The sequence below is a fragment of the Streptomyces sp. NBC_00620 genome, from assembly GCF_026341825.1.
Classification (GTDB): domain Bacteria; phylum Actinomycetota; class Actinomycetes; order Streptomycetales; family Streptomycetaceae; genus Streptomyces.
This window is the reverse complement of sequence record NZ_JAPENY010000002.1, coordinates 1,818,886-1,832,080: the sequence shown is the minus strand read 5'-3', so window position 1 is coordinate 1,832,080 and position 13,195 is coordinate 1,818,886. Positions and strand designations below refer to the sequence as shown.

Annotated in this window: 8 protein-coding genes; all 8 read left to right on the top strand. The window is 69.9% G+C overall.

Annotation, left to right across the window (positions count from 1 at the left end; translation table 11 throughout):
• Positions 1-50: 50 nt before the first annotated feature.
• Positions 51-872, top strand: coding sequence for a hypothetical protein (locus OG246_RS27505; protein ID WP_266469219.1), 822 nt, complete (start codon positions 51-53; stop codon positions 870-872).
• Positions 865-1,617: a hypothetical protein gene (locus tag OG246_RS27500; protein WP_266469218.1), complete on the top strand. Its 753-nt coding sequence runs from the start codon at positions 865-867 to the stop codon at positions 1,615-1,617. Before OG246_RS27505 ends, OG246_RS27500 begins: the two co-directional genes overlap by 8 nt.
• A 166-nt stretch (positions 1,618-1,783) precedes the next feature.
• Complete coding sequence (locus OG246_RS27495) at positions 1,784-2,680, top strand: Pvc16 family protein (RefSeq protein ID WP_266469216.1); 897 nt, start codon at positions 1,784-1,786, stop codon at positions 2,678-2,680.
• A gap of 33 nt (positions 2,681-2,713) precedes the next feature.
• The gene (locus tag OG246_RS27490; protein WP_266469214.1) at positions 2,714-5,026 is read left to right on the top strand and encodes an ATP-binding protein; all 2,313 of its coding nucleotides are present in this window, start codon (positions 2,714-2,716) and stop codon (positions 5,024-5,026) included.
• Positions 5,017-5,328, top strand: coding sequence for a hypothetical protein (locus OG246_RS27485; protein ID WP_266469212.1), 312 nt, complete (start codon positions 5,017-5,019; stop codon positions 5,326-5,328). The genes OG246_RS27490 and OG246_RS27485 overlap by 10 nt, the downstream gene beginning before the upstream one ends.
• A complete protein-coding gene (locus OG246_RS27480) occupies positions 5,325-11,759 on the top strand; it encodes a DUF4157 domain-containing protein (RefSeq protein ID WP_266469210.1) in 6,435 nt (2,144 codons plus the stop codon). The genes OG246_RS27485 and OG246_RS27480 overlap by 4 nt, the downstream gene beginning before the upstream one ends.
• A gap of 30 nt (positions 11,760-11,789) precedes the next feature.
• Complete coding sequence (locus OG246_RS27475; RefSeq protein WP_266469208.1) at positions 11,790-12,506, top strand: hypothetical protein; 717 nt, start codon at positions 11,790-11,792, stop codon at positions 12,504-12,506.
• The gene (locus OG246_RS27470; RefSeq protein WP_266469206.1) at positions 12,503-13,189 is read left to right on the top strand and encodes a hypothetical protein; all 687 of its coding nucleotides are present in this window, start codon (positions 12,503-12,505) and stop codon (positions 13,187-13,189) included. The genes OG246_RS27475 and OG246_RS27470 overlap by 4 nt, the downstream gene beginning before the upstream one ends.
• The last annotated feature ends 6 nt before the right edge of the window (positions 13,190-13,195 follow it).

The window sequence follows — 13,195 nt, the reverse complement described above, 5'->3', positions numbered from 1 at the left end:
CATCGGCCCGCACGGGAGCGGGTCGCGAACGGACAGGGGCGGGGGTACACATGGCGATCACTCAGGCCACTGAGCTGCTGGCCACCTGGGAGGCCGGGCTCGACCGGACCTTCGACGGGCGTGCCCTGCTGCTCCATCATGCGGCGCGCCCGGACACCGGTGGCGACAGCGAAGCACTGCTGTCGCTGCCGGTGGGCGCACGCGAGGCCGATCTGTTCGCGCTGCGCCGGTCCCTGTTCGGCGAGCGGATGCAGGTGCGCCTGCAGTGCGAGTCGTGCGGTGCGGACATGGAATTCGACCTGGACGCCGGGGAGTTCGCCCGGTCGTTGCGCGTGCCCGAGGCGGCGCCGTTGCGGATCGCCGAGGAGGGCTGGGTGGTCGAGTTCCGGGTGCCGAACGTCGCCGACCTCACCGCGGCGGCCCGGCAGGCCGATGCCCGCCGGGCGCTGCTCGCGCGGTGTGTCGTGTCGGTGGTCCGTGACGGGGAGGTCGCACCCGGCGGTGTTTCCAACGGCGTGGTCGGCGGTGTTTCCCACGGTGTGGCCGATGGTGTGCCCCCTGGCGTACTTGGTGGGGGCGCCCTCGTCGACGTACTGCCGCCGTCCGTCCAGCGGCGGATCGCCGAGGCCGCTGAGGCGGCTGATCCGGCCGCCGACGTGACGCTCAACATCAACTGTCCCGAGTGCGGCACGGCGACCCGAGCCGAACTGGACATCGCCTCCTACCTCTGGACCGAACTGGACGCATGGGCAAGGGACTTGCTGCTCGACGTCCATCTGCTCGCCACCGCGTACGGGTGGAGCGAGCCCGAGATCCTGGCGCTCAGCCCGCTGCGGCGCCGCTACTACCTGGAGCTGTGTGCGGATGTCTGACTCCTCCGGGCGCACGCCCGAGGGCCTCGGGGCCCCGGACTTCCTCGACCGGCTGATCGCCCGTCATGCCCTGGGCGCCGCACCGCGTCCCGGGGTGGTGCGGGTACGGCCGCGCCTCGCGGGCCCCTTCGAGCGCGTCGAGGCGGTACGGACCGGGGTTTCGGACGCGGAGGAGCCCGTATGGCCGACCGCGCCCCAAGTCCCGTCGGACAACGACGGGTTGGCGGTTCGGCCCACCTCCCGTGAGGTCCAATTCCGCACGGAGAGGGAGCAGACCGTCGTACGGACCGAGCGTGCGCCCGGGCCCACGCCGTCCGCCTCTCGCACGGCGGGGCGGGAAGCCCCTGTGGTGCCGCTGTTGCGGTCCGCCGCCACGGTGACGCCCGGGCTGAGGCCCGCCCCCGAGGCGGGACGCCGTTCGGCGCGTACCCGAGCGGGCGTTCCCGCCGCCCAGAGCGCGGCGTCCGTACCCACCCCCCCGGGTACGGACGTCGCTTCCGCCGCCCTGTCCACTCCCCTGCGGCCCAGCGCCGCGGACACGGCTGCAGCGCGGGATGCCGTGCGGCAGGTGGCGGGCAGGCGGGCGGGGCGGGGCGCTGAGCAGGTGGTGCAGGTGCAGATCGGACGGCTCGAGGTGACGGCGGCGCCGTCACCTTCGGCGGGCGGCCGGACGCGGGCGCCCGCGGTACGGCGGCCCGGGGCGGCCGTGAGCCTGGAGGAGTACCTGGCTCGGGGGCGCGAGTGAACGACGTGAGGGACGCAAGGACGGCTGAACGGTTCGCAAGGGGACCAGGGCCGTGGGATCGACCAGGGACTACGGGATCAGGGATATGGGATCGATCGGGGACTACGGCATCTGCGATATGCGATCGACCGGGGATTACGGGATCAGGGACTGAGGAACCGACGCCATGAGCAACGCACTCGCCATCGCCCACGTCACCCAGGCCCTCGCCCTGTTGATCGAGGCCAATCTGCAGCCCGAGATCGACATGGCCGTCAAGGTCGAGACGCGCAAGCCGCCGGCCGATCCGCCCACCGATCCGACCATCACCGTGTTCCTGTACCAGGTCACGCCCAACACCTCGCAGCGCAACAACGACCTGGCCACACGCGCACCGGACGGCACGCTGCTCAAGCGGCCCGCCGCGGCCCTCGACCTGAACTTCGTGATCAGCGCGTACGGCGAGGAGACGGACCTCGTCGGACAGCGGCTCATCGGAACCGTGGTGCGCACGCTCCACGAGATCCCCGTGCTGCCCCAGGACATCATCGAACAGGCCGGTGAGCGGCCCTACTTGGCCGACAGCGATCTGGCTGAGGCGGCGCAGCGGGTGCGGTTCGTGCCGACGGTCATGGACATCGACGAGACGTCGAAGCTCTGGGGGATGCTCAACCAGACGCCGTACGCGCTGTCCGTGACCTACCAGGCGGCGCTGGTGCTGATCGAGGGTCGCGAGACACCGGTGCCGGCGAAGCCGGTGGAGCGCAGCACGGTTCGGGTGCTGCCGTTCGGGGCGCCGGGGGCGCCGGTTCCGCCGTCCCCGGCCGGGGACGGCGCCGGGCAATCCCCCGGGAAGGCCCTCGCGGTTCCCGACACGAAGCCCGACGCGAACGGGCAGACCAAGGCCGACGCCCGACCTGTCACGAAGGCGGTCGCCAAGAAGCCCGCGCGAGCCGTCGCGAAGGCGCCCGGCAAGACCACGGCGCCCGCCCGCACCCGCAAGTCGACGACCGGTACCGCCAAGCGCACCTCTTCCGACGCTCCCGCCACCGAGACGGGCAGCGCCGAGAACGACGGGAGCTGAGGCGCGGTGCGGGAGACGGGGGCGGGTCAGGACATGGGTACGCGGGAGAGGGGCGCGCGGGCCGCGTCGGGTGACGCGTTGACGCTGTACACGGAGATTCGGCGTGTCCTCGCTCTGCTCGACGTGCACGCGGCCCGAGTGACACGGGTCGGCGCTGCGGCGTCGGAGGCGGGGGCGGGCGCGGGGCGGGGCTCCGGTGACGGGCCCAGTGACGCACCGAGTGACCCGCCGGGGAGCGGCTCCGGGAGCGGCCTCGTCGGCGATTCCGGTGCCGGGCTCGACGGCGGTCCTGATGCGAGGCTCGATGGCGGCCTCAATGCCGGGACCGATGACGGCCTCCATAGCAGTGCCGGGGCCGGCCTCGACGGCAGCCTCAACCCCGAGACCGATGACGGCCTCGACGGCGATCCCGAAGCCGGCCTCGATGGCGGCCTCGACAACACCCCCGAAGGTGCATCCCCCGCCGCAACTCCCACCACAGCGCCCACCCCCCACAGCACCGCCCCTGCCCCCACCCCCAAGGGCTCAGCGATCGACGGTCCAAGCGTCGCTCCCCTGGACGCCCTCACCGCCTGTTTCGGTCTCACCCCGTTCGAGCGGGACCTCGTCCTGCTCACCGCCGCCTACGAGCTGGACCCCACCACGGCCGCCCGCTGCGCCGCCGCAGGTGGAGATCCCGAGCGTGCGCACCCCACGCTCTCCCTCGCCCTCGCCGCGCTGGACGGGGCCCACTGGAGTGCGCTGACGCCGGTCGCACCGCTGCGCCGGTGGCGGCTGGTCGACCTGGACGACGAGACGCGGCTGACCCGGTCCCGGCTGCGGCTCGACGAGCGCATCCTGCACTTCCTGCTCGGCTCGCCGTATCTGGACGCCAGGCTGCACGGTCAGTTGCGGCGCGCGCCGGTGCCGGACGAGCTTCCGGCGTCGTACGACCTCGCGGCGGACCGCGTCACGGCGGGCTGGACGACGACGGCGCGACCGGGCGCGCCGCTGCTCGTCGAGGTCGTCGGCGGAGATCTGCGCAGCCGGGCCGACATCGCCGCAGCGGCGGCCGCGCGCTCGGGGCTCGGCCTGTACGAGATGAGCGCGGAGGACATCCCCACCGACCCCGCACAGCGCGATCTCCTGGCCCGGTTGTGGCAGCGGGAGGCAATCCTGCTGCCCGCTGCGCTACTGGTCGAGGTGGGCGAACTGGACCGCGATCAGCGTGCGGCGACGGAGGCGTTCCTGGCCGGTGCCGCCGTCCCCGTCGTCGTGTCGGGTGCCGATCCACGGCCGACGGAGCGGTCGCGCGGTGAGCGCGTGAACGTGCCGCGCCTGGACGACGAGGAGCAGTTCGGGCTCTGGGCGGGCGCGTTCGAGGACGTGGCCGACATCGACGAGGGTCAACTGCGGTCGCTGGTGGCGCAGTTCCAGCTGCCACCGCACGTCATACGTTCCGCGGCCGACACCGTACGCCGTGATCTGCCCGGCGAGGACGAGCTGGACGCCGCTTCGCTCGCCTGGCGGGCCGGGCTCGGCGAGGCCCGGCTCGGCATGGACGAGCTGGGGCGGCGTATCGAGCCGGAGGCGGGCTGGCACGACCTGGTGCTGCACGAGCGGCAGACCAGCACACTGCGCGAGATCGTCGCGCATGTGCGCAGGCGGGCGACCGTCCATCAGGAGTGGGGCTTCGCCGCTACGCTGCGCCGCGGCCTCGGCGTCACGGCCCTGTTCGCGGGCGGGTCGGGCACGGGAAAGACCCTGGCCGCCGAGGTGATGGCGAAGGAACTCGGGCTCGACCTGTTCGTCATCGACCTCTCGCAGGTCGTCAGCAAGTACATCGGCGAGACCGAGAAGAACCTGCGCAAGGTCTTCGACGCGGCCGAACGCGGCGGCGCACTCCTGCTGTTCGACGAGGCGGACGCCCTCTTCGGCAAGCGCAGCGAGGTGAAGGACAGCCATGACCGGTACGCCAACCTCGAGGTCAGCTATCTGCTGATGCGCATGGAGGCCTACCGAGGCCTGGCCATCCTCACCACCAACATGAAGAAGGCCCTGGACACGGCGTTCATGCGGCGTATCCGCTTCGTCGTCGACTTCCCGTTCCCCGCGGAACACGAGCGCGCCGAGATCTGGCGCCGAGTGCTTCCGCCGCAGACGCCGACGAAGGGCATCGACCCCGAGCTGCTCGCACAGCTCACCGTCGCGGGCGGCTCGATCCGCAACATCGCCCTGTCGGGTGCCTTCCTCGCCGCCGAGGAGGGCGACCGGCTGCAGATGCGCCACATGCTGGCCGCGGCCCGTACCGAGTACGTGAAGCTGGAACGCTCCCTGACTGCCTCGGAGGTCCGCGGATGGGTGTGACGGGAGAGCGCGGCACCCCGGGAGCGAGCGGGCAGCCGCACACGATCCGGGTGGACGTCGGCGAACTGGTCCTGGACGGCTTCGGCGTGGACCCGGAGCGCGTATCCGCTTCGTTCGAGCGGGAGTTGGCGCGTCTCGTACGCGAACGCGGTGTCCCGATCGCCGCGGACGGCGGCTTGAGTCTGGACACGCTCTCCGCACTGCCTCCGCTGCCGGCCGGCCTGTCCGCGCGCCGTCTGGGCCAGGAGCTGGCGCGCGCGGTGCACGCGGGTCTCTCGGGCCGGGGGGAGGTGACGCGATGAGCAACTCCCAGTCCCAGGACGCGCAGACCGACCAGGCCGCGGAGCAGCGCCGCCGCAAGCGCAAGGAGCGTGCCGCCAAGTCCCGTACGCCCGAGCCGAAGGACATCGTCAGCGGCGCGGGGCAGCCCCTCGACATCGGCGTACGAAGGGAGTTGGAGGAGCAGCTCGGCCACGACCTCAGCCGCGTGCGCCTGCACACCGACCGGGACGCGGGTGTCCTCACGGACCTGCTCGGCGCCGATGCCGTGGCGGTCGGCCAGGACATCTTCTTCCGTGCGGGCGCCTATCGGCCCGGAACGGTCGACGGTCAACGTCTGCTCGCCCACGAGCTGTTGCACACCGTGCAGAACCCTGACGGTCTGGGCGCCCTGCGCGTCGGCCGTGACCTGGGCGCGGTCAGCCTGCCGCAGCAGGCGATCGAGCGCGAGGCGGAATCGGCCGCGCAGGATCTCGTACGTCCTTCAGTGGGCGAGCCGGCCGAGGCGTCCGTCGAGGTGAGCGAGGGGCAGGCCACTCCCGGCTGGATGCGGTACGCCACCGTCGACGCCGACCGGAACCGGATCGAGCAGATCGATCCGGCGACCCTGGTGGACCGGCTGACGAACTCGGTCGTGCGCTCGCTGCGCGGCGACCCGGAGGACCGGTCTAAGCGCACGCGCATGCAACTCGCCCGGCTGCCCGAGGAGTTGCTGGACGGTGTGCTCGAGCACCTGGAGTCGAGGCTGCTCAGCTCGGAGCACGAGCGGGTGCTCGATCTGGTCGACGAGATCGAGCAGGTCGGCACGGACGGTCTCGAGCAGAACTCGCTCGACGTCCCGGTGGTCGAGCGCGATCCGGCCGAGGAGTTGCTGTTCGAGCGGGAGGCCGATCGGCAGTCGGCCGAGGAGGAGCGGGACGAGGAGGGGAAACCCGCGGCGAAGCCTGGCCCGGACAAGGAGGACACGGCCGACTCGGAGGGCGCCGACTCGGTTCGTGGCGGCGGGAGTTCGGAGTCCACCGGCCGGCAGTCGTCGGCTCCGGCAGCGCCGGCCGCTGCCCCGCAGCAACAGGCGTCGGGGCGGAGCGCGTCCTCGGGCGGCAAGTCCGACGGCGGGCAGCAGGGCGGTGAGAAGAAGGCCGCGGGCTCCGAGGGGGCCAAGGAGGGACAGGACCAGCAGGGTGCTCCGGCCGCGACCAAGGAGGAGTCCGCGGCCAAGAACCGTCCGGGAGCGGTCGACGCGCTCGTGGCGGGCCGGCAGCTGAAGCAGGAGGACAAGCTCGGGGCGGACAAACCGACGGGCTCGCCGACGGCGTCCGGCAAGGACACGCAGTTGCCCGGCGCGGTCAGCACGCTGGACGGCGTACGCAATCAGGATCTCGACGGCCTCGAGGAGGAGACCGGCGAGGATCTGTCCGGCTCCGGCGGTGAGTCGGAGGTCGAGGTAGGGGGCGCGGAGAAGAGCGCCTGGGACACCAAGCTCCAGCCGGAGGACTTCCTCCCCGTGGAGGACCTCGACGTGTCCGCCGTACCGACCGCGGACGAGGCCGATCCGGGGTCGGCCGCCGCCGCGGTGCCCTCGTTCCCCGCGCCGCCCGCCACCAAGGCCGACAAGGTGCAGGCCGAGCGGGACGCGGAGGACGCCGAGGACGCTGCGGCGGAGTCCGAGTCCGAGGAGGAAGTCGCCGACGCGGCGGGCGATACGGAGACGGTGGCCGCGGCGGACGAAGGCGGTCCTGAGGGCGGGCGGTCCGGCGGCCTCGATCCGGAGCCGGCCGCGGCCGCACTGCCGGTACCGGGAACGGTGTCGAAGGACCCGAAGAGCGGGGACGACCCGAAGGCCGGGCCCGTCGCCGCGCAGACCACTGTGCAGGAGGCGCCGGGCAAGGCCGCGGTCGGCGGTGACACCCAGGAGACCGCGGCCAAGGAAGCTTCCGCCAAGGAGGAGAAGGGCACTCCGGCCGCCGGTGACAAATCCGGGGGTGCGCAGGAGAAAGCCTCACCACAGGCGGCCGGAGGCAAGGCGGCGACGTCGGAACCCGCGGGCGGGAAGTCCTCGGGGGCGGCGTCGGCCTCGGCCGGCAAGAGCGAGCCCGCCGCCGAATCGCAGGCACCTTCGGCCGCGCGGGACAGCCATGTCTCCGGCGGCTCCCCTGCCGGTACGTCGGGCGGCGAGAGCACTCCTCAGGCGGAGGCCCCGGCGGCGAAGGCGCCCGCCGCTCCGGAACCCGTGGCGACGCCCGAGGCACAGACCACTCCGGCGCCCGCCGCTGAGGAGGCACCTGCACCCAGGGCGCCGGGCCGCGAGCAGGCTTCCGCACGACAAGCGTCGCAGGCATCGCAGGCATCCCGCGGTGGGAGCGGTGGCGGAGGTGGCGGCAGCAAGGCGGCCGCGCCGGGCAAGGGAAAGAAGGATTCCGCGGCCGCCCCGAACCTCTCCCAGGTGTCTCCGGAAGCGGGCCTGTCCACCGCGGCGAAACTCAAGCCCCACAAGGCACTTCAGGCGATGTCCGGCGTGAGCGGCGCGGCGGATCGCACCGTCGGCGACGAACACAAGGCGCTCGCCGCCGCTCCGCCGCAGATGCAGCGCCCGGCGGGTGCGCCGCAGACCCTTGAGGGCAAGCCGAGGTCCGACGCGCCGGCCCAGTACTCCCAGGACCCCGCACAGAAGTCCGAGGCTCCCAAGGACGAGAAGGCCGAAGTCGAGGGCGCCAAGGAGCCCGAGGGCCAGATCGAGGCCGAGCAGGCGGAGGAGCCGGGCGGCTGGGACACCTTCAAGATGGCCCTGGGCTTCGGCCTGGGCTGGATCGCGAACAAGCTCGGTTTCGAGGTGGACGCACAGGAGCTGGCCGCCAAGTTCGCGGGCCTGCCGACGAAGGACGAGGCTCTCAAGAAGGCCCAGGCGGGCAACGCGCCGGGCGTACAGATGCAGGACACCGCCGAGCAGGCCGCCGGTGAACAGGGCGAGAGCGTCGACGCCAAGGGCCAGCAGACCGTCACGACGGCCCGTGACGACGCCGGGCGCCCGATGGGCGAGAACCAGGTCTACCCCAATGCTCCCAAGGAGCAGATGAAGGGGAAGGTGCCCGGTCAGCAGGGCGGCAAGGGCGGTGTGCCCGAAGGCGGTGCGTCGACCGGTGCGGTGCCTCCCGAGGCTGCCTCGGCAGTGGCGGAGCACGACCGTGGCCCGCAGTTCCAGGCGGCGTTCGGCCAGGGCCAGAAGGGCATGTCGGAGGGGCGGCAGACCAAGGACCGGGACTTCCGCGACTCCCAGCAGAAGCACAAGCAGCAGGTCGACGGCGAGATAGCGAAGAACACCAAGAGCCAGGCGGGCGAGCGCGACAAGGCCCTCAGCGAGGTGACCGGGCAGCGCACCGACTGGCGCACGGAGCAGGACGAGGAGCTCAAGAAGCTCGGGACGAAGAAGACCGAGCGGCACGACAAGGTCCGCAAGGACGTCCAGGACAAGGAGGAGAAGACCGACAAGGACGTCACCAAGGAGAAGGGCGACGGCGACAAGAAGATCCAGGACGCGAACACCAAGGCCGAACAGGACGCCGAGAAGGAGCGCGACAACAGCGTCCAGGAGTCCGGCAACTGGATCTCCAAGGCCTTCGACTGGATCAAGCAGAAGGTCATCGAGATCAAGAACGCGATCGTCCGCGTCATCAGAGCGGCACGTGACGCGGTCGTCGGCTTCATCAAGAACTTCAGGGAGACGGTCGAGCGCTGGATCAACGAGGCGCGCAAGTTCATCGTCGACACGGTCAAGAAGCTCATCGACGACCTGATCGAATTCGCCAAGGCGATGGTGCGGGCCGTCATCGAACTGGCCAACCGCATCCGGAAGTTCATCACCTCGCTGATCGCGGCGGCGATCGCCCTCGTCAACCGGCTGGCCACCCAGCTGAGGCAGATCGTCGCCGATCTGCTGAACGCCATCGCGAAGATGCTGAGCGACATCCTCAACGTCCTCAGGAAGATGCTCCAGGACGTCATCAAGGCCGTGATGGACGCGATCAAGACGGTCCTGGACTACGCCTCCAAACTCCTCGGCGCACTCGGCGACTTCATGCTCATCGCCGTCGACTTCCTCTCCGATCCGGGCGGCTGGCTGAGCGGCGCCAAGAACTCGGCGGTGGACGGCGCGAAGAACCACCTGTTCCGGGAGGCCCAGGCAGCCGTCAAGCAGTGGTTCCAGTCGAAGATCGAGGAGATCATCGGCATCCCCAGGGCCATCCTGGACAGGCTGATCAAGGGTGGCATCACCCTGGAGAAGATCGTCAAGGAGACGTGGGACGCCATCGTCCCCCAACTCCCCTTCATCATCGGCGAGATCGTCATCACCAAGGTCATCGCCAAACTGATCCCGGGCGCGGGCTGGGCGATGGCCGTGATCGACGCCATCCGTACGGCCATCGGGGCGCTCGGCGAGATCCTGCGGGCGATCGGTGCGGTCATCGGCTGGCTCAAGGCGGTCCGCCAGGGCGGGGCGGGCATCCTTTTCGCCAAGGCGGTGGCGGCGGGGATCGTGGCTCTGCTCGAGCTGGCGTACGAGGCGCTGATCAGCGGCATCGGCAAGTACGTGGCCAAGGTCGGGAAGCGGCTGAAGGGGGTGGCTGCGAAGCTCGGCAACGGGGACAAGGGCAGAGAGAAGGGGCCTGCGGGTCAGGGCTCGGACGACAGGGGCGGCAACAAGGGCGAGAACGGCAGGAGCGCGCCCACTGACACGGCGGCACGCCCGGCGGTGTCGACGCCCGCGGCGAAACCGGCGAACAAGCCTGACGCGAAGCCCGGCACGGCACCCTCCCCCACGCGGCCGGCCCCCAAACAGCCCGCGCCCAAGAGCCAGGAGAAGCCCGCGGAAAACAAGGGCGGCGGCAAGAGGCCCACGGGCAGCGAAAAGGACGGCAGGCCGAAGGGCGACAAGGAGCCCGAAGGTACGCCGACCCACACCAACAAGCCGGACACGCGCCCGACGCCGGCCCCCAAGTCGAAGCCCGAGCCCGCCCCGGCTTCGAAGCCCCAGCCGAGGGAGGACACCGGCCCGGCCGCCAGTCCCAAGCCCGACAAGGACGCGCCCGGCAGGTCCAAGCCGGACAAGGACGACGACAAGCCGGCTCAGCCGAAGGACGACAAGGACTCGACGAAGCCGAAGGACGGCACCCCGGGCAAGCCGGGGCAGGACATGGACGCGCCCGGCAAACCCAAGCCCAAGCCGGACAAGGACAGCCCTGGCAGGCCGAGAACCAAACCCGACAAGGGAGGTCCCGGCAAACCCAGGCCCAGGCCCGACAGGAGCGGCCCGGGCAGGCCCAAGCGCCAGCCCGACAAGGAAAGGCAGAAGAAGGAGGAGGAGTCCAAGGCCGAAAGGCTGGCGAAGATCATCGCCCGGATCCGCCCCCTGATCCGGAAGCAGCTGGCCAAAGGCATGGACCCGGCGGTCCACCGTCAGATGCTCGCGAGCATGCGGCGCCATTACCGGCTCACCAGCCTGAGCAAGGCGGGTCAGCCGGACTTCACGATCACCGCCAGGCTCAACCCTCAAGGCACTGTCACGGGCGGCTACACCAAAGCCGAGGATCTGGACACGAACGGCTACGAGGAACACACCGACTACCTCACGGACCAGCCGGACCCGAAGCTCCCAGCACCCCGTATACCGAAGTTCGTGAACGGTCAGTTGGCCAAGAACTTCAAGGCCGAACACCTCAACAAGGAATTCGTCGAGGCGCACGGCCAGAAGGCGAACTCGAGCCTGATCCAGGAACCCATCGGCTTCCGCCACATCAACAAGTACGACCTCAACACGGACGCCAGCAAGCGCTGGGTGCGGATGCACCTGCTCACCGAGAAACTCGGCGGCCCGTTCCTCGGCACGAATCTCGTGCCCGCCCAGAACTCGATCAACAACCCCACCTTCAAGTGGGGCATCGAGCAGTACCCGGAAAAGGAGGTACGACGGAAGGACGACAGTCGCGACGACAAACTGCGCATGGTCTGGTACCAGATCGGACTGACGTGGCACACCGGTCCGGTCAAGGGGTTCCCCCATTCCATATCCGCGGCGTGGGGGACGTATCGCTACGACCGTGATGCCAAGGCGTGGAAGGAGAAGGTTCCGACGGACCGCGGCCCTCTGAACTTCTCTGTCGGGCCACTGGATCAGCCACCCCAGCCCCAGGGCACGCCCAGGAGGGTCCTCATCAATCGTGACTCGAACCGGCGCATGATGAGAATGCTGAACGTGTCGCCGGCCTTCGCCGAGGCCATCAGGTACGCCCGCACAAATCGCGGAGACGGGACTCCGGCCACCAAGCCTCCGGGGAACACAACAGAACTCGCCCAGCGTCTCAATGAACTACCCGAGAAGCGAAGGAACAGGATTCGGGACTTCACTGCGGGAATAGTCTCCCTGGCAGTGGCGGAACAAGAGAATCTGCTGGAGTACTGAACTCATAGATGAGAGTGGAGGCCGAAGGGAATGCGCAACCCGACCGAGATCGAGCAGAAGCTGTTCCAGACACAACAGGAAATCATTGACTGTACCGGGTTGGTGGTGGACCGCTCGGTCACGGGAGACCTCGGCGAGACGTTCGAGGAGGCACCGGCGCTCTTCACCTATCTGCCCGATTGGCAGGATGTGGTGTTCAGCCGCGATCTCTGCGTGCTGAGTCCTCGCATCTCCGAGATCGCCAACTGCTGGCACAGCGAGCGGGCATCCGGCATTCCAGAAATCCGCGGCGAGTTCCGAGTGACCGATCTTTTCACCGCGCTTCTGAAACATCCGCCGGACCTGACCTGGGCCGGTTCCACGGACGAGGAGCGGGAGTTCTTCACACAGCTGCGCGTCATCGACGACACCCCGCTCGCCGCCACGGGCCAACTCGCGGCCATCCGGTCCCAGCCCCAGGTCGACCCGCTGGAGGTCTGGTACTACGACATGGAGTTGACCAGCGCGGAGGGCTGGACGCGGCAATACGTCAAGCTGGATCTCACCTATACCGAATACATGGAACAACTGGCCCTCACCAAAGGCACTTTGGGATGGCAGTACCTCTTCACCGATGAGGTCCCGCTGGGTCATCCGGACTTCGACGACGTCAGGAATCAGCTGACGACCATGTTGGACGTGTTCCCACGCCTTTTCCCTGCCTGGGACTACACGGAACTCGCCCACCGACTGGAGGCCCGCCTGTGACCCGCTACGCCGACATCCCCAAGCCCATCCGTTCCGGAATAGTCCTCATAGACCCCGAACGCGGCACCCCCCAACGCATCATCGTCCTGCAATTCAACCCGGACACTCTGGAACGCAGCCTCTCGCCCCAGTCGGCAGGCGGCAGTGGCGACTCCGGAGGAGGGGGCAGCGGGTCCGGAGACAGAAATGAGGCGCTCCGGCTCAAGGGCCCCGCTCAGGAGACCTGGAAGTTCACTGCCGAGATCGACGCCACCGACCAGTTCGAGATAGCCGCGCCCGACGGGATCCACCCCCAACTGGCCGTCCTGGAAATGCTTGTGCAGCCGACCTCGGCCCAACTGCGTGAGGCAAGCCGCCTGTCCAGGACCGGGACGATCGAGATCAGTCCGATCGAGATGCCGCTGACCCTGTTCACGTGGGGCAGCAAGCGCGTCATGCCCGTGCGGCTCACCGAACTGTCCATCAACGAATCCGCCTTCGACGTGAATCTGAACCCGATCCGGGCCTCGCTGAGCATCGGCCTGAAGGTGCTCACGGTCAGCGACCTGCCGGCCGGACACCGCGGCGCCGAGCTGTACTTCGCGCACCTCGCGCAGAAGGAGCGGCTGGCCGGCGCCGCCCGTGCGGGAGGCCTCGGCACTCTCGGGCTCGCCCCCGGCGACATCGGCATGGGAAGGGGCTGACCGGAC

Bases quoted from the DNA above. Each gene is read 5' to 3' on its own strand.
- OG246_RS27475 (WP_266469208.1), top strand. From the start codon at position 11,790: ATGCGCAACCCGACCGAGATCGAGCAGAAGCTGTTCCAGACACAACAG.
- OG246_RS27485 (WP_266469212.1), top strand. From the start codon at position 5,017: ATGGGTGTGACGGGAGAGCGCGGCACCCCGGGAGCGAGCGGGCAGCCG.
- OG246_RS27490 (WP_266469214.1), top strand. From the start codon at position 2,714: ATGGGTACGCGGGAGAGGGGCGCGCGGGCCGCGTCGGGTGACGCGTTG.
- OG246_RS27495 (WP_266469216.1), top strand. From the start codon at position 1,784: ATGAGCAACGCACTCGCCATCGCCCACGTCACCCAGGCCCTCGCCCTG.
- OG246_RS27480 (WP_266469210.1), top strand. From the start codon at position 5,325: ATGAGCAACTCCCAGTCCCAGGACGCGCAGACCGACCAGGCCGCGGAG.
- OG246_RS27500 (WP_266469218.1), top strand. From the start codon at position 865: ATGTCTGACTCCTCCGGGCGCACGCCCGAGGGCCTCGGGGCCCCGGAC.
- OG246_RS27505 (WP_266469219.1), top strand. From the start codon at position 51: ATGGCGATCACTCAGGCCACTGAGCTGCTGGCCACCTGGGAGGCCGGG.